Source organism: Streptosporangium sp. LJ11 (genome assembly GCF_051918945.1).
In the GTDB taxonomy this organism is placed as follows: Bacteria; Actinomycetota; Actinomycetes; order Streptosporangiales; family Streptosporangiaceae; genus Streptosporangium.
In genome coordinates this window covers 1-20,574 of record NZ_JBPXMB010000002.1, presented here as the reverse complement: position 1 = coordinate 20,574, position 20,574 = coordinate 1, and the positions used below count along the sequence as shown (strand labels likewise).

Sequence of the window (20,574 nt, the reverse complement as noted above, 5' to 3'; positions counted from 1 at the left end):
CCCGGGTCCGCCGCAACCCGCGGCGGGACATAAGCTGGTGAGGTGAGCGAGCGTGACGATATTTACCGCACCTCGATGTGCACCACCTCGGTCCCCCGACCGACGAAGGAGCTCGCATGACCGTCGCCCCCGAAGGGCGGAAGCTCCTCCGCCTCGAGGTCCGCAACGCCGAGACCCCCATCGAGAAGAAGCCCGACTGGATCAAGACCAAGTTCAGGGCGGGCCCGAACCATACCGAGCTCCGGGCGCTGGTCAAACGCGAGGGGCTGCACACGGTCTGCCAGGAGGCCGGGTGTCCCAACATCTCCGAGTGCTGGGAGGACCGCGAGGCCACCTTCCTCATCGGCGGCGACCAGTGCACCCGGCGGTGTGACTTCTGCCAGATCGACACCGGCAAGCCCAAGGCGTACGACACCGACGAGCCGCGTCGCGTGGCCGACTCGGTGCGGCAGATGGGGCTCAACTACGCGACCGTGACCGGTGTCGCCCGCGACGACCTGCCCGACGGCGGCGCGTGGCTGTACGCCGAGACCGCGCGGCAGATCCACGCGCTCCTGCCCGGGTGCGGCGTCGAGCTGCTGGTGCCCGACTTCAACGGCGACCAGGCCCAGCTGGAGGAGGTGTTCTCCTCCAGGCCCGAGGTGTTCGCGCACAACATCGAGACCGTGCCGCGGATCTTCAAGCGCATCCGGCCCGCGTTCCGCTACGACCGGTCCCTGGGAGTGATCGCCAAGGCCCGCCAGGCCGGTCTGGTGACCAAGTCCAACCTGATCCTCGGCATGGGCGAGGAGCGCGAGGAGATCATCCAGGCCATGCGCGACCTGCACGAGGCCGGGTGCGACCTGCTCACCGTGACCCAGTACCTGCGGCCCACCCCGCGCCACCACCCCGTCGAGCGCTGGGTGAAGCCCGAGGAGTTCGTGGAGCTGCAGAAGGAGGCGGAGGCCATCGGTTTCGCCGGAGTCCTCTCCGGGCCGCTGGTCCGTTCCTCCTACCGGGCGGGCCGCCTGTACAAGCAGGCCGTCGAGGCTCGCCAGCACGCCTGAGCCCCGGCTCCCCGAGCCCCGCGTGAAACCGGAAGGACCCCGCTCCCGAGCGGGGTCCTTCCGGTTTTCCGCCCTCGGCTCCCATCCGGCGTGGCCGGTCCGCGGGCCCTCTCCACCCGGGAAACGGGAAAGGGGACGGCGGGCCGCCCGGCGCCGGCGAACGCGTACGGTCACGGGCACCCGGCGGCTCCCCGTACCGGGACCGGCACTCGGCAGGTCACGTTTTCACTTCTTGAGCCCTGGATTTGTATCCTTCAGAACATGGCCAAGAAGCCCGAAGACTCAGAGCGCCCGGGGCGCATCAAGCAGCTCCGCATGATCGCGAAGATCATCAAGGAGGCCAACCCCAAGGGGATGCCGATCGTCTACGCCTCGGCGCTGGGCACGCTCGCGCTGTGCGTGGTGATCGGCCTGGTCACGGGCTGGTTCTGGTATCTCCTCTTCATCGGGATCATGCTGGCCCTGACCGTCGGGCTGGTGGTGTTCGGCCAGCTCGCCCAGAGGGCCCAGTACTCCATGCTGCACGGGCAGGTCGGCGCCGCCGCCGCGATCCTGCAGGGCATGCGCGGCAACTGGGAGGTCACCCCCGCCGTCGCCGTCACCCGCGACCAGGACATCGTGCACCGCGTGGTCGGCTACCCCGGCATCATCCTGGTCTCCGAGGGGCCGGGCAGCCGCGTGCAGAAGATGCTGGTGGCCGAGAAGAAGCGCGTCCAGCGGGTCGCGCTGGACGTCCCCGTCTACGACATCCAGTCCGGCGACGGCGACGGGCAGGTCCCGCTGGCCAAGCTGCAGCGGCATCTGATGAAGCTGCCCCGCAACCTCAAGAAGCCCGCCCTGTACGAGATCAACAACCGGCTGAAGGCCCTCCCGCAGACGCTGCCGATGCCCAAGGGCCCGCTGCCGCGCGGCGCGAAGATGCCGCGCCCGAAGATGCGCTGATGAGCCTCGCCGGGGTGGGCCGCCACCGGGTGGACGCCGCGGCCACCTCCCGGGCCAACCGCGGCTGGTGGGACGGCGCCGCCGACGAGTACCAGGCGGAGCACGGGGAGTTCCTGCGCGACGCCGGTTTCGTCTGGGGCCCCGAGGGCCTGGACGAGGCCGACGCCCGCCTGCTGGGCGACGTCGCGGGCAGGGACGTGCTGGAGATCGGCTGCGGCGCCGGGCAGTGCGGGCGCTGGCTGGCCGGGCAGGGCGCCAGGGTGGCCGCCTTCGACCTGTCCTTCCGGCAGCTCCAGCACTCCGGCCGGATCGACCTGGAGGCCGGGTCCGCGCTGCCGGTGGTCCAGGCGGACGCGGAGGCGCTGCCCTTCGCCGACCAGACGTTCGACCTGGCCTGCTCGGCCTACGGCGCGCTGCCTTTCGTGGCCGACGCCGGGGCCGTCCTGGCCGAGATCCACCGGGTGCTGCGCCCGGGGGGCCTGCTGGTCTTCTCGGTGAGCCACCCGATCCGCTGGGCCTTCCCCGACGACCCGGGCCCCGCCGGGCTGACCTCCGACCGCTCCTACTTCGACCGTTCCGCGTACGTGGAGATCGGCGAGGACGGGCGGCCGTCCTACGTCGAGCACCACCGCACGATGGCCGACTGGGTCGGGCTCATCACCGCGTCGGGGCTGGTGCTGCGGGGGCTGGCCGAGCCCGAGTGGCCGCCGGGCCATGACCGCGAGTGGGGCGGCTGGAGCCCGCTGCGCGGCCGCCACCTGCCCGGCACCGCGATCTTCACCTGCGCGCGGTAGACGACCCGCGCACGGCAAGGCGTGCGGAACCCCGCCGAGTGACCCGGCGGGGTGGACCGCTCACGCCGGACGCGCCCTAGCGGTCGCCACCGGCGTTCACGACCAGCCCGCCGAGGGCCTCGAAGGTGGTGAAATCCCCGGCGGAGACGAGGTTCTTGGTCACGGCGACCGCGATCCCGGTGGCCGTGTCGGCGTACGCGGCCGATCCGCCGCTGCCCGCCATGCCGAACAGGGTGAGGCTGTCGAGAGTCCCGGTGGCGCCGAGGGCGTACCCGAGGGACCTGGTGGCCGGGAAGGCGGTGACCTCGTCCACGCCGCCGAACTCCACCGTGGTGATCTCGCGAAGCCGTTCCGGCGAGACGAGCCGGACGCCGTCCACCTCGCCCAGCAGGGCGGCGTACATGCGGGCCACGGCGCGGGCGGACATGGTGCCGCCCGCCGGGATGTCGGAGGTCAGCACGTCGGCGCGGTTGCCGAAAGCGGCGTCGGGCATCGCCGCCATCGGCGCCGCCGTGTAGCCGTCCACGACCCTGAAGAACGGGATGTCCGCGAACATCGTCTCCGCGGACATCCCCTCGGGCATCTCGAAGTCGCTCGGCGCGTCCTCCAGGCGGGCCAGCCTGCCCAGCTCGGACTCCGGGACGCCGAAGAACAGCTCGTCCGCCACCCCCAGCGGCCCGGCGACCTCCTCCCGCAGGACCTGGGAGATCGGCGTGCCGGTGGCCCGGCGGACGATCTCACCGACGATGTAGCCGAACGACTGGGGGTGGTAGCCGCTCTTGGTGCCCGGCTCCCACCAGGGCCTGGCGCCGGCGATCGCCGCGCACATCCCCTCCCAGTCGCACAGGTCCTCCGGGGTGGTGTCCACCGGTACGCCGGGCACGCCCGTCGAGTGGGTCAGGGCGTGCCGCACGGTCGCGCGCTCCTTGCCGTGGGCGCCGAACTCCGGCCACAGCTCGACGATCGGCGTGTCGTAGCCGAAGACGCCCCGCTCCACGAGCACGTGCGCCACGGTCGAGGTGACGCCCTTGCCGGTCGAGGCGCTCCAGAACGGCATGTCCGGCGTGACGAGGCGCCCGGTGGCCGAATCGGCGACGCCCGCGACGACGTCGACCACCTGCTCGCCGTGCCGGTACGCGGCGACCTGCAGGCCCCGCTCGGCCCCGGACTCCACCAGCTTGTCGGCCGCTTCCTGGACCCGCTTCTGCATGTCGTTCACGGTCTTTCCCTTCGCGATGAGGTGTGTGACCCGTATGACGGCCGGACTCCGGGAAAGGAATCGGTCCGGGGACGGGAAATCGGTCCGGATCCCGGGAACGGGAGATCAGCGCGAGGATCGCCGGGAGATCGCGAGCAGGACGGCGGGCTCCCGCCCGGGATTGCGCAGCGCTCGCACCGGCAGCCCGTCCAGCCACAGCACGTCGCCGCGCCGGAAGGCCCGGTGATCACCGTCGGAGCAGACCAGCTCGATACGCCCGCGCTCCAGCAGGACGATCGCCCCCCGCCACTCGGCCCCGTCGTGGACGCGCGAGCCGCCGGGCTCGACCACGACCCTCCGCACGTCGAACGACGGCCCGGACCGTTCGGCAGGCGAGGGCGCCGGGTTCTCACCGGCGCCCGTCACAGCGTCTGGGGAAGATCGAAGGTCGGGAAGAGCTCGGCGCCGAAGGTCGTGATCTGGGTGACCAGCCCGGCCTCGACCCGCAGGACCCCAAGCCACGAGCCGTGGTACTCGGACTCGCCGGCACGTTTGACGTACGCCGCCGCCGCGGGCTGCCGGTTGGCGCGGGTGGGCAGGACGCGCCAGTCGCCCCACGCCTCGGGGCCGATCATCGCCGGACGCCACGCGTCGACGATCGCCGGCCCTCCCAGGATCCAGATCGACGCCGGTGGCATCGACTGCCACGCGTCCGCGCGCAGCACCCCGGCCAGGATGGCGGGGTCGGCCTGCTCGACGGCGTCGATGTAGCGCTGCAGCACCGCGCGCTCCTCACCGGTCGGATCCGAGGACGGCGCCCACTCCAGCCGTCGCGCCGGCAGGTTCTCCCGCATCGTCGACCGTGCCCGCTGCAGGGTGCTCTTCACCGAGACGACGCTCACCTCCAGCAGCGCGGCGGTCTCCTGCGCCGACCAGCCGAGGACGTCGCGCAGGATCAGCACCACCCGTTGCCGGGGAGGCAGGTGCTGGATGGCGGCCATGAACGCCAGCTCGATCGTCTCCTTGGCGACCACGGCGGCGTCCGGCTCGGCGCCGGCGGGCGCGACCGGCTCCAGGAGCCGGTCCGGGTAGGGGCGCAGCCAGAAGACCTCGGTCGGCGACGGCGACGGCACGCCGGGAGTGGCCAGCACCGGCGCCTCGCGCGGGCGCGGGCGGCGCGGGTGGCGGTCGAGGAGGTCCAGGCACGCGTTGGTCGCGATCCGGTACAGCCAGGCCCGGAACGTCGAACGCCCCTGGAAGCTCTCCCGCTTGCGCCAGGCGCGCAGGAACGTCTCCTGCACCATGTCCTCCGACTCCTCGAACGAGCCGAGCATCCGGTAGCAGTGCACCCGCAACTCCCGCCGGTACCTCTCCGCGAGCGCGCCGAACGCCGGCTCGTCACCCGCCAGCGCGGCGGCCAGGACCTCGCCGTCCTCCACCGGTTCCCGGCCTGTCTCGTCCCTGGTCACGACCTCGTACCTCCCCTACGGCGTCCCGCCCGGCGCGGCCGCCCCCGGTATGACGGCCATCGGCCGGGAAAGGAATCGGCGCCGGCCCCGGTTCCCCCCTCCCGGACCGCGGGATCCGGCACGAGCCCGGGAACGGGCGGCGATCCGGGAGCCGAAACGGGCACGGGCACGGGCACGGGGCGAGGGTAGTGCGGACGCGATCACGAGCGCGAGCACGGGCGAGAAGAGCGCGGGCGCGATCACGAGCACGGACGAGGAAATGCGGGCGTGGAGCCGACGCCGGGGAGGTGGGAACGGGAAGCCGGATGCTGCGGGGCCGGCTCAGATGCGTACGACCACGGTGTTCGCCGCGCGGTCGTGCAGGCCGCGCTGGTCGCGGTCCCAGACGAGTGCGGGCACGGCCAGGCAGAGCAGGAAGGTCCGTACCAGCACGGCGACGAAGCGGGGGGCGCCGCCACCGAGCGCGGCGACCCTGACGCCGAGCAGGCGCATCCCGAAGGTCATGCCCATGGTGCCCACCAGCAGGAGGTATTCGGCGGCGAGGATCAGGACCGGCACCCAGGGCGCCCCGGTGGGGTCGATCCGCAGGAGCCCCTGGGTGATGGCCCAGGTGCAGATCAGCCAGTCGATCACGATGGCGCCGATCCTGCGGCCGAACCCGGCCACCGAGCCGCTGCCCTCCCTGGGCAGCCCGAGCCGCTCCCCCGGGTAGCCGAGATCGACTCCGGCGGACCTGACGCCGCCGAGCCAGGTCTGCGTCCAACGCGGCTGCTTGCTGCTCATGCCCCCAACGGTAGCCGCCCGGGACGCCGCCCTCGCATTCGCCCGCACCCCCTACCGGCTACCGGTATCACGCGAAAGCCGTGGATCATGTGTGCCGGCATCCCCCGAGATCCCTGGAGAACCCCCGTGTCTGACATCGACGACATCGACGAGCGTTTCAAGGCGCTCACGGCGCAGATCGACGAGCGGGAACGCAGGCGGATGAGCAGGGCCGCCGTCCAGGAGCGGGCGCGGCACCCCCGCCTCCGGCGGCGCCGGAGGCTGCGGAACGCGGCGATCGCCGTGGCGGTCCTGGTGGCGGCGGCCGGGGTGTTCGTCTCCTACCGGCCGGATGTCGTCGACCAGGTCCGCACCGTCATGGATCCCTCCTCCCGCGCCGAGGACGGCACGCCCCTGGGAACCTCCGGGAACTGACGCCGGGGACGTGAAACTCGAGTAAAGGAAAGACCTCTCATACCCGTCCAGAGCGGACTTGAGGACTACCGTGGAGGCGATGTTCGCTTAACACGGGTGAAACAAACGAGACACGGGACGGTAACGGCGCAGGCATACTTTCGGGCTGTTAGCCCGTCCCATGGGAGGTTCGCGTGTTCAACTCCGCCGACGACGTCCTGAAGTTCATCAAGGACGAAGGGGTGCAGTTCGTTGACGTCAGGTTCACCGACCTGCCGGGGACGACGCACCATTTCACGTTCCCCTCGGAGAATTTCGGGGCCGGTGTCTTCACCGACGGCCTGATGTTCGACGGCTCGTCGATCCGCGGGTTCCAAGCCATCCACGAGTCGGACATGCTGCTGCTGCCCGACCCGTCCACGGCCGTGCTCGACCCGTTCAGGCAGCACAAGACGCTCAACATCAACTTCTTCGTGCACGACCCGCTGACGGGCGAGGCCTACAGCCGCGACCCGCGCAACGTCGCCCGCAAGGCGGAGGAGTACCTCAAGGGCACCGGCATCGCCGACACGGTCTACTTCGGCCCCGAGGCCGAGTTCTACATCTTCGACGACGTGCGGTTCGAGACCAACGCCCACTCGAGCTACTACCACATCGACTCGATCGAGGGCGCCTGGAACAGCGGTAAGGCACAGGACGGCGGCAACCTCGGTTACAAGCCGCGCTTCAAGGGCGGCTACTTCCCGGTCCCGCCGATGGACCACTTCACCGACCTGCGCTCGGAGATGGTCCGCAAGCTCATCGACGCCGGGATCGACGTCGAGATGCAGCACCACGAAGTGGGCACGGCCGGTCAGGCCGAGATCGACTTCCGGTTCAACACGCTGCTCAAGTCCGCCGACACCCTGATGCTGTACAAGTACATCGTCAAGAGCACGGCCCTGGAGCACGGCCACACGGTCACCTTCATGCCCAAGCCGATCTTCGGTGACAACGGCTCCGGCATGCACTGCCACCAGTCGCTCTGGAAGGACGGCGAGCCGCTCTTCTACGACGAGGTCGGCTACGCGGGCCTGTCCGACACCGCCCGCTACTACATCGGCGGCCTGCTCAAGCACGCCCCGTCGCTGCTGGCGTTCACCAACCCGACGGTCAACTCCTACCACCGCCTGGTGCCCGGCTACGAGGCCCCGGTCAACCTGGTCTACTCCCAGCGCAACCGCTCGGCGTGCATCCGCATCCCGATCACGGGCTCCAACCCGAAGGCCAAGCGCATCGAGTTCCGGGTCCCCGACCCCTCCTGCAACCCGTACTTCGCCTTCGCCGCCCAGCTCATGGCGGGCATCGACGGCATCCGCAACAAGATCGAGCCGGTCGAGCCGGTCGACAAGGACCTCTACGAGCTTCCCCCTGAGGAGGCCCGCAACATCCCGCAGGTCCCGGGATCGCTGTCGGACGTGCTCGCGGCCCTGGAGGCCGACCACGAGTACCTGCTGGAGGGCGGCGTGTTCACGCCGGACCTGATCGAGACCTGGATCGCCTACAAGCGCGAGAACGAGATCGACCCGATCCGCCTGCGCCCGCACCCGCACGAGTTCGAGCTCTACTACGACGTCTGAGCCATTGAGCTTCTGACCTGGAGAAACACTGACAGTTGATCTGTCGGGGCACATCCAGGGCACTCAGGCATCCCGCGAAAGGCCGTCGGTCGTCCCTCCGCTGAGGGCACGCTCGGCGGCCTTTCGCATGCCCCCGACGGCATGAATTCCGTGTAGGCCCGCGGCGTGAACCCGGGACAGACGAGCGACTCCGCGAAAGCCGAGGGACATCAACGGGGTGAACCGGCGAATGTGATCATGTTCGCCGATGAAACTTACATCGGCGAATGTGATTCACCGATGCTGATGTAAGCGGCCTCTTCCCTCGACCTGCCCGGAATACGGGCTGTCCGGTGCGCCGCGAGCACCGCGTGGAGGATTGCGCCGGGCCGCCGGCAACCGGCGCGGCGACGGAGACACCGGCCCCTGGCCTGGCAGATCGGGCCCACGAGCCACCAGGTCCTGCCGTACGCATGACCGGCGAGGTCCCCCCGTGACCCGCGGGAATTCCACCATGTCGCGAAGGATCCTCCGGCATCGCGACATTGGAGTGGACGAGGATGCGCATTCCTCCGCTCCATCGACTATTGCGAGACACCTTCGTTAATGGGACATTACCCCCAGACATCATTCGGCATACGTCATACGTTACGAGATGGTAACGCCACGTTTGCCACGGATTCTTAGGGCGTGTCATGAGGAGACCTCTCGCCGGCGGCGACCCTCGTCAGCGCGGTGCCGGGGCGGACGGCCAGGGCTTCTTCAGTACCGGCGAGCTCGTCCTTCGCGTACCGGAGGGCACATGAGCCGTCTGTGGCGAACGCTCGGCGCGCGAGACCGGCCGGCACCGCCCATCCCGCGGCAAGGACATCCGGTCTCACCGACAAGTCCGCCGAAGCCCGCGCTCTGCCGGCGATCGCCGCGCATGGCGTGAGGGCGGCCGGCCCCTCGGCCCGGAAAGATGCACGGCCCTCCGATCGATGTCCCCAACCGCAAGACAGGCGCCGCGTCCGCGCGATGGCACACCCCGACGAGTCCTGCCACGGCGGGGTGATCGCGCGGCGAACACTCTGCTCGGAACCAGCGAAAGGAACAGAGCGTGAAGTCAGCCTTGTCCACCACCGGGAAGGCGTTAGCGGCGCTCGCGGTGTTCGTTGCCGCCGTGCTGCTGCCGACCTTCGCAGGTAGTACCCCGGCCTCGGCAGCGGTCCAGGCGACCTACTACGTCGCCCCCGACGGCAACGACGCCAATCCTGGAACGATCACGTCACCGTTCAGGACCCTGCAGCGCGCGAGGGACGTCGTTCGTACGGTGAACGCCAACATGACAGGCGACATCTACGTGTATCTCCGCGGGGGCAACTATTCGGTCAGCAGCACGATCGACTTCACGCCGGCCGACTCCGGCACGAACAATTACCGGGTCATATACGCCGCGTACCAGAACGAGACGCCGATCCTCAGCGGAGGCGTTCAGGTAACCGGATGGACGCAGCACAGCGGCAACATCTGGAAAGCCCCGCTGAACCGGAGCAACAAGCTCCGCGCGCTCTACGTCAACGACAAGCGGGCGTACATGGCCTCTAAGACAATAGGATCGGCGGGGTGCACCGGAACCTACAACATCACGGCGGGGCAGGCGTCCTGGGCGTGGGAATCGGGTTCGCAGTGCGCGGGAGCGAAGTACGGTCTGAATGATTTTCCGGCCATCGCCGGCAATCAAGACGACATCGAAGTGGAGACGGGGACGACCTGGACCACGGCCATCGTGGGAGTCCGGCAGGTCACCTCTGACGGCACGAACCGTATCGCTCAGTTCCAGCAGCCGGGAGCGGCCATCGCCCAGGGCGCCTTCAACGGGAACGCCCAGGTCGGCGGCACCCACAAGGTGATGAACGCCTACGAGTTCCTGGACACGCCGGGCGAGTTCTTCTTCGACAAGACGAGCCGGACGGTGTACTACTACAAGGCGAGCTCCGAGAACATGGCGACCGCCACGGTTTTCGCACCGAACAACGTGTCCACCATTCTCAAGGTCGCCGGCACCTCCACGAGCGCTCGCGCCCGGAACATCACGTTCTCCGGCCTCACGGTCCAGCACTCCGACTGGAACCTGTTCAACGTGGCCGGCTCGGCGTTCAAGCAGGCCCAGCAGGGCAATCTCGGCGCGCAGGCGTATGCCAAGCAGAACTTCCACGTCTATTACTACCGCAACGTCGACATGGCGCCCGGCATCATTCAGATCGACAACGCCGACGGGCTCGTCCTGCAGAACAACCGGGTACAGCACACCGGCGTCGACGGAATCAACATGGTCAACGACGTGGTGAACACGCAGTTGATCGGGAACTACACGAACGACATCGCCGGATCCGCCATCGCCGTGGGCCACCCCCAGCATGTCTACATCGGGGACCACACCGCGACGAATCGCGAGAAGTATCCCGCTCAGGTCGAGGGAGCGCCCAAGAACATCGAGATAAAGAACAACTACATCTACGACAGTGCCGTGTTGTTCAACGGGCACAGCCCCATCTCGGCGTACTTCGCCGACGGCCTTTCCATCAAGAACAACCGCATCGAGAAGACCCCGTGGTCCGGTGTGACGCTCGGTTGGGGCTGGTGGAACTTCGACGGCTCGTCAGGCTCGATCGCGCCCAACCGGCCGACCACCACGGCGAAGAACAACACCATCAGCCACAACCACTTCATCGACACGGTGCAGCGCCTGAGTGACACGGCTCCTGTCTACACGCTGGGCAACCAGCCGGGAACCACGATCACCAACAACTACATGCAGGGCGTCCCGTCCGGTCACAAGTACGGGCTCCACCCGGACGAGGGCTCGGGGAACATGACCTTCCGCGACAACGTCCTGAGCGTGGACAAGAACATCACCTGGCTCATCAACTCCGACGACTTCGGGCGCAAGCACGACCTGAGCATCACGCAGACCTACGGCCCCATCAACAAGGTCTCCAACAAGAACCTGCCGAACAGCACGATCCAGGACATCCTCGTGTCCTCCGACTACGTCTGGCCGTCGCAGGCCTACGGCATCGCCGTGAACTCCGGGCTCGAGGACGCGTACAGGAACATCATCCCCCAGAGCAATCTCTCCCTGCCGGACTACGTCCTGCCCGCCAGCACGTTCGTCGCGGCCGGTACGACGTCGATTCCCATCCGGAGCGCCGGGGACGCGAGCAAGTCGGTCTGGCTGGCCCCCTCGGGCACGACGTCCTTCACCGCCGGCAACACGATGACCAGGGCGACCGGAACCGCGACCTCCATCGCCGTTCCGACGTCGGCCGGTGAGTACCGGCTCTACGTCGTGGACGCCCAGGGGAACCGGTCGGCCGAGTCGAAGTCGCTCGTCAGGCAAGGAAACGGCGGCGGAAGCGGCCAGACCGGCACGATCGTGGGCGGCCAGTCGGGTCGATGCGTGGACATCAGCGGCGGCGCCGCGACCAACGGCGCCCAGGCGCAGCTGTGGGACTGCAACGGCGGCACCAACCAGCGGTTCACCTACACCTCCGGCAAGCAGCTGCAGGTGTTCGGCAACAAGTGCCTGGACGCCTACGGGCAGGGCACCGCCAACGGCACCCAGGTGATCATCTGGGACTGCAACGGCCAGACCAACCAGCAGTGGAACCTCAACTCCAACGGCACCGTCACCGGTGTGCAGTCCGGGTTGTGCCTGGACGCCAACGGCGGCGGCACGGCCAACGGCACGAGGGCCATTCTGTGGGCGTGCAACGGCGGCGCGAACCAGCAGTGGAGCCTGCGCAGCTGACGTGAGGTCTCTACCGGGCCGCGGACGGTCATACGCGCACCGTCCGCGGCCCACCCCGCCGATGGCCGGGATTCCGTCCGAAGGCGTTGCGGCCCCCGTACGAGACGGGGACGACTTCGAATTTTTCCCTGTGAAAGTCTTTTGAACCGGGACGATCCAGCCTGCCCAGAAGGTGAGCGTTAGGTCGGCCTACGGCTGGGTGTGGCCAACACCGCATTCCCTCCCGGCGTTAGATCATCGCCGGACGGGACAGAGAGGTAGGGCCGGACACCGACGCGTCCGGCCGAGGACCAGCACCTGGAGGTTGTGCATGCTTGCTCAGACCACGCGGAAGGCGGCACTGGTCGCCGCGACGGTGGCGGCGCTCGTCGGCCTGGTCGGCGGTTGCGGGGGCGGCGGGGACGACGACGGGGACGACGGTCCCGACGTCGTCAACACGACCGGCCCCGGCGTGGACGACGACGGCGGCACGGACGACGACGGGGACGACAACTGACGGCCGCCCCGCGAGGCCACGGGCCGGTTGCGCCTCCACATCGCGCCCCGGCACCACCGCGACCCGCGTGCCCCGCACGCGGGTCGCCGCATGTCGCGATGCCCGCCACCCGCTCGTCCCGGCCGTGACGGCCCGATCCTCCGTTTCGAAGTCCTGAGGCCACGATCGGCGATTGCCACCAAGCCCTCACAATGCGCGTCAAAAGCACGTACGCCGCGCATCACCGACTTATTGGGCAGACTGGTCATGGCTCACAGGGACCGACCAGGCGAGGTGACGTGGCGGCGCTCCGGGACGAGGAGGCGTATCTCAGGCCTCCCCTGGCCGGGGAGCGGCATTCCGTCCCCCGCAGACCCCTCGAACCCCTCGAACGCTACCGGTTCCCCGGACGTCACGGTCTCTCCCGGCTCCTCTCCGGCCTTCCCTGGCTTTCCGGTCCTCCCGGGCGCCACGACCCTCATCGGCGCCGCAGGCAGGCCGCGGCGGCCGTGCTCCTGGGAGCGTTCCTCCTCCTGAGCGCCTCCGCCTGGATACCGACCCGGCCCGTCACCCCCAACCGGATCACCGCCATCGCGTACGCGATCGAGGCCGGGCAGCACCAGCCCGGCTGGTGGGGTGGGGAGATCCCCTACTCCTGGGGCGGCGGCCACGACAAGGACCCGGGCCCCTCCCTCGGCACCTGCCAGGGCTACCGGGGGTCGATCAAGCCCTGCCCGGCCACCAGGACCCTCGGGCTCGACTGCTCCGGGCTCGCCCGCTGGGTCTACCACCTCGCCTACGGGCGCGACGTGCTTGGACCGGGTAACACCGACGACCACGTCAAACGACTCAAGAAGATCCCCGCCGCCATGGCGAGGCCGGGGGATCTCGTCTTCTACGGCAAGGTCGGCAAGCGTAAAGTCAGGACCCACCACGTCGGCATCTATGTCGGCCAGGGCAAGATGATCAATGCGCGGAGGACCGGGACCGAGGTGCGGATCGATCGCGTAGCGGCCGTCGACGACCTCGCCGGCTACTTCCGTTACACGAGGACCCTCTGAGGTCCCGCGAAAACGGCACAGCGGGAACCCCCGCCGTTCACTAGGAGAGATATGCGCCTGGGCGTCATGTTCGACCGTGACCTTCCCCCCGAGTCACTCATCCCCTTCTGCCGCCATCTGGACGCGGCCGAGGTGGACGACGTCTGGGTGGTGGAGGATCTCGGCTGGACCGGGGCCGTCTCGTCGGCGGCCACCGCGCTCGCCGTCACCGAGCGCCTGCGGGTGGGCATCGGGATCACCCCGGCGCCGCTGCGCAACCCGGCCCTGCTCGCCATGGAGCTGGGCAACCTGGCCAGGCTGCACCCGGGCAGGCTCGCGGCGGGCATCGGGCACGGCGTCCAGGACTGGATGCGCCAGGTGGGCGCCCTCGCGCCCTCGCCGCTGGCGTTGCTGGAGGAGACGATCACGGCGGTGCGGGGGCTGCTGCGCGGCGAGACGGTCACCCTCCAGGGCAGGGCCGTGCGGCTCGACGGGGTGAGCCTGGTGCATCCCCCCGCCGTCGTACCGCCGGTGCTGGCCGGGGTGGTGCGACCCCGCTCGCTGGAGCTGTCGGGACGGGTGGCGCAGGGCACGATCCTGCCCGAGGGGGTCGGTCCCCGGCAGATCGAGGACGCCCTGAAGCTGACCGGCGAGGGCGATCACGAGATGGTGGTCTTCGTGAACCTCTACCTCGGTGACGACCCCACGGTGGTCACCGCCCTGGCCGAGGGCACCGCCGGGTTCCTGAAGGTCGCCCCGGAGGAGGTCGTGATGGCGGTGGGCTCTCCCGAGGAGGCCGCCGACCAGGTCAGATCCCTGTGGGAGGCGGGTGCCCGCACGGTCGTGGTCCGCCCGTACGGACCGGACCCGCTCCCCCAGGTCGACCTGCTCCTGGGAGAGCTCCGCTAGGAGCGGTCGCCCCGGACGCCGGTGAGGCGGCGCAGGACGTCCCACCAGAACGAGGCGCCGAACAGCAGCGCGACCATGGTGAGCAGGTAGCCGGGCCAGTGCCCGGGAGCGATGAGCCGGTCCCACCAGGCTCCGCCGTTCCAGTGGAAGGACGGATCGGCGGAGCCGTCGGGCGGGATCGTGATGCTCACGATCGCGTGATCGAAGATCTTGACCAGCGCCGGGGAGCTGAGGGACTCGGTCACGCACTGGTACGGCTCGGCGAGGCCGATCTCGCCACCGGCGCACTTGTCCTTCAGCGCGGCGTACCCGTCCCCGCCGCCGCCCGCGATGGCGCTCACCCCCGCGCGGTAGGCGTTGTCGCGCAGCAGGGTCTTGCCGTACTCCAGCGCGTCCATGCTGAACGCCAGCGTCAGCACCACGCCCAGCGCGAACACCACCCACTTCACGTAGCGGGCGTAGAGCGTGGACAGGCGCTGCATCTCCCCGTTGAACCAGTCCTCGACGCCCTTGCGGAACCTCGGCAGGTCCCGCTGGGCGCCCTCCCAGACGCCCTTGAGGTGGCCCGCGAGCGGGCTGTTGATGGCCTCCAGCTTGGCGAGCAGGCCGTCGATCCCGCCCTCCTCGGCGGCGACCAGCTCCATCACGGCGCCGGAGAACCGCTCGGGCGGGATGTTGGCGATGCTGGTACGGGCGCCCTTGGGGTGGTCGATCTCCTGCAGCCGCTCGTACAGCCGCGCGGTCATGTCCACCGGCGGCGCGAGCCTCTCCGGCGCTTCCCCGGCGCCGGGCCCGCCGCCCGCGGAAGAGCCGGGAGAGCCATCGGTGCCCACCCCCTCGGCGGCCTCCCCCGCGGCGCTCTCCGGGGCGATCCCCTCGGCGACCTCCTCGGCGATCTCCTCCGAACCCCTCTCCGCGGCCGCCTGGGCGGCCAGGACCGTGGCCGCGTCGACCCGCATCGGCTCGACCACCGCGGGCGCGGGGTCGGAGCTGTGCACCGGGCGCGGATCGTCCTTGGAGAAGGGCAGCTTCGCGAAGACGTCGGCTATCTTCGACGGGATCCACGACCTGCCGTCCTCCGAGCCGTCCAGGGTGTCCCTGAGGTAGGCCCACAGGAACTTGCTGCGGATCCCGAGCAGCCGGACGAAGGCCTCGTTGATCCCGCTCACCAGGAGCGACAGGAGCAGAAAGGCCAGGATCAGGCCGATGGCCAGATCAATGTAAACGGATATCAAATGGATCACCCGGACCGTTGATACACGGACGCCCCCGGTGGCGCAACGCGATCACCGAAACAGGTCGGTTTTCGTGACCGGGAGGACGCCCGCGCGAACGGGCGCGGGCGCGCGGGTCAGTCCTCGTAGAAGCGGGTCAGTCCTCGTAGAAGACGCGCTCCACGACCCGGCGGGCGCGGCGGGTGGCACGGCGGTAGTCGTCCACGAAATCCTCCGTACCGTCGGGCGGGTAGCCGAGGGCGCGGGCGATGAGCGTGCGCTCGCGGGCGTCCACCGGGATCGCGTCGGAGGCGCGGCCCCTGACCACGACGATGGCGTCGCGGATGCGCGAGGCGAACCGCCACGCCTCGGCGAGCACGGCCTCGTCGGCCTCGGACAGCAGGCCCTCCGCGACCGCCGCGCCCAGCGCCTCCAGGGTGCGGGTGGTCCGCAGCGACGGCCGTGACCCCGCGTGCCGGAGCTGGATGAGCTGGGCCACCCACTCCACGTCGGACAGCCCGCCGGGACCGAGCTTGGTGTGCAGCGCGGGATCGGTGCCGCGGGGAAGGCGTTCGGCCTCCATCCGGGCCTTGAGCCTGCGGATCTCCAATACGGCCGCGTCGGAGATGCCCCCCTCGGGGTAGCGCAGCGGATCGGCCAGGTGCAGCAGCCCGACGCCGAGCTCGGCGTCCCCGGCGGAGAAGCGGGCGCGCAGCAGCGCCTGCGACTCCCACGGCGACGACCACCGCTCGTAGTAGGCGGCGTAGGAGGCCAGGGTACGGACCAGCGGTCCCGCCTTGCCCTCGGGGCGCAGGCCGGGGTCGATGAGCAGCGGCGGGTCGGGGGCGGGCAGGGCCAGCAGGCGACGCAGCTCGTTGGCCACCTCGAACGCCGTCTCGGTGGCCTGACGCTCCGGCACGCCCTCCAGCGGCGAGTGCACGAACATCACGTCGGCGTCACTGCCGTACGAGGACTCGATCCCGCCCAGGCGGCCCATCGCGATCACCGCGAACCTCGTGCCCAGCGGGGTGCGGCGCTCCATCTCGACCTTGTCGATCGCGGCGTCGAGCGCGGCCTGGATCGTCACGTCGTTGAGCCCGGACAGCGTCTGGCCGACCTCCTCGATGCCGATGATCCCGGAGAGGTCGGCGACGGCCGTACGGAACAACTCCCTGCGGCGCAGCGCCCGGACCGCGGCCACCGCGCCCTCGGCGTCCCCGGGATGGCGGGCGACCACGGTCCGCGCCTCGGACAGCACCGCCTCGACGGGCCTGGGGGCCAGTTCCGCGTCCGAGCCGAGCATCGCGACCGCCTCGGGGGCGTTCATCAGCAGTCCCGTCACGTAGCGGCTGGTACCGAGCATTCTGGCCAGGCGCGACGCCACGGCGGTCTCGTCGCGGAGCAGCCGCAGGTACCAGGGGGTGGAGCCGAGCTTGTCGGAGATCTGGCGGAAGCCGAGCAGGCCGGCGTCGGGGTCGGGGGCGTCGGCGAACCAGCCCAGCATGACCGGCAGCAGGGTCCGCTGGATCGCGGCGCGGCGGGAGACCCCCGTGGTCAGCGCGCTGATGTGGTTCAGCGCCCCGCCGGGGTCGGCGTAGCCGAGCGCCTCCAGCCGGGCCTTGGCCGCGGCCGTGGAGAGCCGGGCCTCCGACTCGGGCAGCCGGGCGACGGCCTGCAGCAGCGGCCGGTAGAACAGCTTCTCGTGCAGGCGCCTGGCCTCCATGGCGTGCCGGCGCCACCTGGTGGTGAACTCCCCCACCGGGTCGGCGGTCATGCCCAGGCTCCGGCCGAGGCGGCGCAGGTCGGCGTTGCCCTCGGGCACCACGTGCGTGCGGCGCAGCCGGTGCAGCTGGATCAGGTGCTCGACCTGGCGCAGGAAGGTGTACGCCTCGGCGAGGGCCTTGGCGTCGTCCCTGCCCACGTAGCCGCCGCGGGAGAGGGCGCCGAGCGCGGGGAGCGTGGCCCGCCGCCGCAGCAGCGGGTCGAGGCGGCCGTGGACGAGCTGGAGCAGCTGCACCGCGAACTCGATGTCGCGCAGCCCGCCGGGCCCGAGCTTCAGCTGACGGTCGGCCTCGCCGCCGCGGACGTGGGCCTCCACCCGGCGGCGCATGGCCTGGACGTCCTCGACGAACTTGTCGCGGGTGGCGGCCTGCCAGACCATCTCGTTCATCGCGGCCACGTACTGCTGGCCGAGTTCGGCGTCGCCCGCGACCGGCCTGGCCTTCAGCAGGGCCTGGAACTCCCAGGTCTTGGCCCAGCGCCGGTAGTAGGCGAGGTGGCTGGCGAGGGTGCGGACCAGTGGCCCGGCCTTGCCCTCGGGGCGCAGCGCCGCGTCGACCTCCCACAGCGCGCCCTCGGGGGTGCTGGTCGAGCAGGCGCGCATCATGCCCTGGGCCAGCCGGGTGGCGAGCTTGATGGCCGCGTGCTCGTCGAGGGAGCCGCCGGGTCCCTCACGCGGCTCGGCCACGAAGACGACGTCGACGTCGCTGATGTAGTTGAGCTCGCGTGCCCCGCACTTGCCCATGCCGATGACGGCGAGCCGTACCGCCCCCGCCTCGGGGTGTTCGGACCTGGCGACGGCGAGTCCCGCCTCCAGCGCGGCTCCGGCCAGGTCGGACAGCTCGGCGGTCACCCCGGGCAGCGAGACGACCCCGGTGACGTCGCGCGCGGCGAGGTGGAGCAGGCGGCCCCGGTAGGCGGCGCGCAGCGCCGACAGGGTGGCGGTGGAGGCGTCCGTGGCCCTCGGCTCGGGGTCGTCCGGCTCGGCGCCGACCGCGAGCAGCAGCTCCGCGCGGAGCTCCTCCCCGCTCGGGCGGTCCGCGTCCGGTGCCCCGCCGAGCAGGCGCCAGTGGTCCGGGTGCCTGACGACGTGGTCGCCGAGCGCGGCGCTGACGCCGAAGACGCCGAGCAGCCGCGTGCGCAGGCCGGGGTCGGCCCGGAGCGCTCCGAGCACGCTGGGATCCTGCTCGGCCAGCCGGTTCAGCGAGGTGAGCGCCAGATCGGGGTCGGCCGCGGCGACCAGCGAGGTCAGCAGGTCGATGTCACCGACGGCCTCGGGACCCAGCTCGTCGAGCAGTCGCTCGGCCCTGGCGCCGTCGGCGAAGCCGAGCCTCGCCAGGCGCCCGGCGGTCGTCTGCATCCGAGGCACGGTTTCCACCGACCCTCCATGTTCCTCGATCACAAGCACGGGTGCCCTTCCTCAGTCCCTACCCCGAGCGATCAAAGGTGCACGCTCCCCGCGGTCGCGTGGACCGCGGTTCTCCCGGCGGGTGAGCGGGATCGGCGCGATCTGCCTCCGGATCCCCACCCTGGCCCGTGTCCCGGGCGTTCGGAGCGTCGCCGCACAGGCTAATCCTGAAACTGTGCGGCGTCGTTAGCGGATTCGCACCGTAATCGCGCGGTCACGCGGTTTGGACGGCCCCGGCGACCGCGGCGAAACGCTCGGCGAGCGGCTTCCACGCGGCGACCAGGCCGTCCTCGCTCTCCTTCACCCGCGCGTTGAGCTCCTCGACCGAGTGTCCCAGGCCGGTCAGCGCGTCGGTCGAGCCGGCCGTCCAGCCGACGAAGATCTCCGGGGTGGCCTCGGGATGGAACTGCACCGCCCAGGCGTTCTCCCCCAGCCGGTAGGCCTGGTTGGGGTACGGGTCCCCGGTGGCCAGCGGCACCGCGCCCGGGGGGAGCTCCGTGATCGCGTCACGGTGGTACTGCACGGCGGGGGAGGGGCCGAGGCCGGCGAACAGCGGATCCGCTCCGGCGGCGGGCAGCGGGACGACCTCGGTCACGCCGACCTCCAGCCCGTGCTGCCCGCGCCCGACGGCACCGCCGCAGGCGAGCGCCATGAGCTGTGCCCCCAGGCAGATCCCCAGGGTCGGCACGCCCTCCTCGACACAGACGCGGATCAGGTCGCGGGTGGCCGGCAGCCAGGAACACCGCTCGTCCTCCCAGGCCGCCGCCTCGCCGCCGAGGACGATCAGCCCTGCGGCGGCCCGCTCGGGCACGGCCTCGCCCAGGTAGGGGCGGACGACCTCGCAGACGGCTCCGGCGCCGGACAGCCATCCGGCGAGGAATCCGAGTCCCGCGTCGGCCTCGTGCTCGATGACGGTGATTCTCATACGGCAATTATGGGCTTATATGGGCACAAGGCGGTCAGAGGCGGCGGGGCACGGAAGCCCTCCGCGCTTCATGTCGGCCGTGGACATTGACCTCGGGCACGGGCACCCGCCACCTTGGCATCAGCCCCGCCGGAACAGGAGGCGGGGCTCCATCAGATTCTCCCGAGGGGGCCGTCGCCTTTAGGCGACGGGGGAATCGGGAGCGGGAGGGCCGTCAAGGCCCGAGCGTGCCCTGGCCGGTCAGGTCTGCGCATGTGGGATCTCCGATCGTCGCGCATTAGATGGACGGCGCTTTTATATTGATCGTGTGACTCGTCAGGTGCGCACCTCTCCCGGCGCGGCGTACGACCTCGGATACCACGTGGTGTGGTGTCCGAAGTATCGCCGCCCGGTTCTTGGCGGGCGGGTCAAGGACCGCCTTGAGGAGTTGATTCGCGCCAAGGCCGACGAGCACGGCTGGGAGATCGTGGCGCTTGAGGTGATGCCCGACCACGTGCGCCTGTTCGTCAAGCCGCACCCGAAGAACTCTCCGTCGTACGTGGCCAACCAGTTCAAGGGCTTCACCTCCCACCACCTGCGCGCCGAGTTTGCGCACCTGCGCTCCCAACTGCCGACGCTGTGGTCGCGGTCGTACTTCGTGGCCACGACCGGCGCGGTGTCCGCCGATACCGTGCAGCGCTACATCGAGACCCAATACGAGCGCGTCCCCAAGGGGGGAGGTGCTCGTGCGCAGGTCGTTTAAGTTCCTGCTGCGTGCGACCGTCCACCAGCAGGTCGCGCTCACCGCGTACCTGGATGACCACCGCGC

At 70.3% G+C, this 20,574-nt stretch carries 17 protein-coding genes; 10 read left to right on the top strand and 7 right to left on the bottom strand.

The window, feature by feature from the left end:
* The first annotated feature begins 116 nt into the window (after positions 1 to 116).
* The 3 genes from lipA to ACTOQ3_RS02640 all read left to right on the top strand — a co-directional run bounded on the left by lipA (position 117) and on the right by ACTOQ3_RS02640 (position 2,782).
* Positions 117 to 1,046 (top strand): lipoyl synthase, encoded by a 930-nt coding sequence (gene lipA / locus ACTOQ3_RS02650; RefSeq protein WP_440081778.1) that lies wholly within the window; start codon positions 117 to 119, stop codon positions 1,044 to 1,046.
* A 261-nt stretch (positions 1,047 to 1,307) separates the two neighbouring features.
* Positions 1,308 to 1,988: a DUF4191 domain-containing protein gene (locus tag ACTOQ3_RS02645; protein ID WP_350947439.1), complete on the top strand. Its 681-nt coding sequence runs from the start codon at positions 1,308 to 1,310 to the stop codon at positions 1,986 to 1,988.
* Positions 1,988 to 2,782 (top strand): class I SAM-dependent methyltransferase, encoded by a 795-nt coding sequence (locus ACTOQ3_RS02640; protein WP_440081777.1) that lies wholly within the window; start codon positions 1,988 to 1,990, stop codon positions 2,780 to 2,782. The genes ACTOQ3_RS02645 and ACTOQ3_RS02640 overlap by 1 nt, the downstream gene beginning before the upstream one ends.
* 76 nt (positions 2,783 to 2,858) lie before the next feature.
* On the opposite strand, the gene ACTOQ3_RS02635 is transcribed toward ACTOQ3_RS02640, so the two are convergent.
* From ACTOQ3_RS02635 to ACTOQ3_RS02620, 4 genes are all read right to left on the bottom strand, one after another.
* Entirely contained in the window at positions 2,859 to 3,992 is a 1,134-nt protein-coding gene (locus ACTOQ3_RS02635; protein ID WP_440082173.1) for a serine hydrolase domain-containing protein, read from the bottom strand.
* A gap of 114 nt (positions 3,993 to 4,106) precedes the next feature.
* Positions 4,107 to 4,406, bottom strand: coding sequence for a hypothetical protein (locus ACTOQ3_RS02630; protein WP_440081775.1), 300 nt, complete (start codon positions 4,404 to 4,406; stop codon positions 4,107 to 4,109).
* Entirely contained in the window at positions 4,403 to 5,449 is a 1,047-nt protein-coding gene (locus ACTOQ3_RS02625; RefSeq protein ID WP_440081773.1) for an RNA polymerase subunit sigma-70, read from the bottom strand. The genes ACTOQ3_RS02630 and ACTOQ3_RS02625 overlap by 4 nt, the downstream gene beginning before the upstream one ends.
* Positions 5,450 to 5,770: 321 nt before the next feature.
* A complete protein-coding gene (locus ACTOQ3_RS02620; RefSeq protein WP_440081772.1) occupies positions 5,771 to 6,232 on the bottom strand; it encodes an RDD family protein in 462 nt (153 codons plus the stop codon).
* A gap of 126 nt (positions 6,233 to 6,358) precedes the next feature.
* Here ACTOQ3_RS02620 and ACTOQ3_RS02615 point away from each other — a divergent pair, with 126 nt between their 5' ends.
* The 6 genes from ACTOQ3_RS02615 to ACTOQ3_RS02590 all read left to right on the top strand — a co-directional run bounded on the left by ACTOQ3_RS02615 (position 6,359) and on the right by ACTOQ3_RS02590 (position 14,440).
* Positions 6,359 to 6,646, top strand: coding sequence for a hypothetical protein (locus ACTOQ3_RS02615; protein WP_440081771.1), 288 nt, complete (start codon positions 6,359 to 6,361; stop codon positions 6,644 to 6,646).
* 173 nt (positions 6,647 to 6,819) lie between these two features.
* Positions 6,820 to 8,244, top strand: coding sequence for a type I glutamate--ammonia ligase (gene glnA, locus ACTOQ3_RS02610; protein ID WP_362676736.1), 1,425 nt, complete (start codon positions 6,820 to 6,822; stop codon positions 8,242 to 8,244).
* A 1,078-nt stretch (positions 8,245 to 9,322) separates the two neighbouring features.
* Positions 9,323 to 12,016, top strand: a complete 2,694-nt coding sequence (locus tag ACTOQ3_RS02605) for a lectin (protein WP_440081770.1) — start codon at positions 9,323 to 9,325, stop codon at positions 12,014 to 12,016.
* Positions 12,017 to 12,326: 310 nt separating this feature from the next.
* Complete coding sequence (locus tag ACTOQ3_RS02600) at positions 12,327 to 12,512, top strand: hypothetical protein (protein WP_440081769.1); 186 nt, start codon at positions 12,327 to 12,329, stop codon at positions 12,510 to 12,512.
* Between the two features lie 278 nt (positions 12,513 to 12,790).
* Positions 12,791 to 13,552, top strand: coding sequence for a C40 family peptidase (locus tag ACTOQ3_RS02595; protein ID WP_440081768.1), 762 nt, complete (start codon positions 12,791 to 12,793; stop codon positions 13,550 to 13,552).
* Positions 13,553 to 13,603: 51 nt separating this feature from the next.
* Positions 13,604 to 14,440, top strand: coding sequence for an LLM class flavin-dependent oxidoreductase (locus ACTOQ3_RS02590; RefSeq protein WP_440065308.1), 837 nt, complete (start codon positions 13,604 to 13,606; stop codon positions 14,438 to 14,440).
* Here the strand turns inward: ACTOQ3_RS02590 and ACTOQ3_RS02585 are convergent.
* The 3 genes from ACTOQ3_RS02585 to ACTOQ3_RS02575 form a co-directional block, all read right to left on the bottom strand.
* A complete protein-coding gene (locus tag ACTOQ3_RS02585; RefSeq protein ID WP_440081767.1) occupies positions 14,437 to 15,684 on the bottom strand; it encodes a hypothetical protein in 1,248 nt (415 codons plus the stop codon). The genes ACTOQ3_RS02590 and ACTOQ3_RS02585 overlap by 4 nt on opposite strands.
* A gap of 127 nt (positions 15,685 to 15,811) precedes the next feature.
* Positions 15,812 to 18,793, bottom strand: a complete 2,982-nt coding sequence (locus ACTOQ3_RS02580; RefSeq protein ID WP_440082172.1) for a bifunctional [glutamine synthetase] adenylyltransferase/[glutamine synthetase]-adenylyl-L-tyrosine phosphorylase — start codon at positions 18,791 to 18,793, stop codon at positions 15,812 to 15,814.
* 262 nt (positions 18,794 to 19,055) lie between these two features.
* Positions 19,056 to 19,766: a type 1 glutamine amidotransferase gene (locus tag ACTOQ3_RS02575; protein ID WP_440081766.1), complete on the bottom strand. Its 711-nt coding sequence runs from the start codon at positions 19,764 to 19,766 to the stop codon at positions 19,056 to 19,058.
* A 307-nt stretch (positions 19,767 to 20,073) separates the two neighbouring features.
* On the opposite strand from ACTOQ3_RS02575, the gene tnpA reads away from it, so the two are divergent.
* A complete protein-coding gene (gene tnpA, locus ACTOQ3_RS02570; protein ID WP_440081765.1) occupies positions 20,074 to 20,508 on the top strand; it encodes an IS200/IS605 family transposase in 435 nt (144 codons plus the stop codon).
* Positions 20,509 to 20,574: the final 66 nt, after the last annotated feature.

Excerpts from the sequence above, each read along its gene's own strand:
- lipA (WP_440081778.1), top strand. The coding sequence starts at position 117 with ATGACCGTCGCCCCCGAAGGGCGGAAGCTCCTCCGCCTCGAGGTCCGC.
- ACTOQ3_RS02645 (WP_350947439.1), top strand. The coding sequence starts at position 1,308 with ATGGCCAAGAAGCCCGAAGACTCAGAGCGCCCGGGGCGCATCAAGCAG.
- ACTOQ3_RS02640 (WP_440081777.1), top strand. The coding sequence starts at position 1,988 with ATGAGCCTCGCCGGGGTGGGCCGCCACCGGGTGGACGCCGCGGCCACC.
- ACTOQ3_RS02635 (WP_440082173.1), bottom strand. The coding sequence starts at position 3,992 with ATGCAGAAGCGGGTCCAGGAAGCGGCCGACAAGCTGGTGGAGTCCGGG.
- ACTOQ3_RS02620 (WP_440081772.1), bottom strand. The coding sequence starts at position 6,232 with ATGAGCAGCAAGCAGCCGCGTTGGACGCAGACCTGGCTCGGCGGCGTC.
- ACTOQ3_RS02600 (WP_440081769.1), top strand. The coding sequence starts at position 12,327 with ATGCTTGCTCAGACCACGCGGAAGGCGGCACTGGTCGCCGCGACGGTG.
- ACTOQ3_RS02590 (WP_440065308.1), top strand. The coding sequence starts at position 13,604 with ATGCGCCTGGGCGTCATGTTCGACCGTGACCTTCCCCCCGAGTCACTC.
- ACTOQ3_RS02580 (WP_440082172.1), bottom strand. The coding sequence starts at position 18,793 with ATGCAGACGACCGCCGGGCGCCTGGCGAGGCTCGGCTTCGCCGACGGC.
- ACTOQ3_RS02575 (WP_440081766.1), bottom strand. The coding sequence starts at position 19,766 with ATGAGAATCACCGTCATCGAGCACGAGGCCGACGCGGGACTCGGATTC.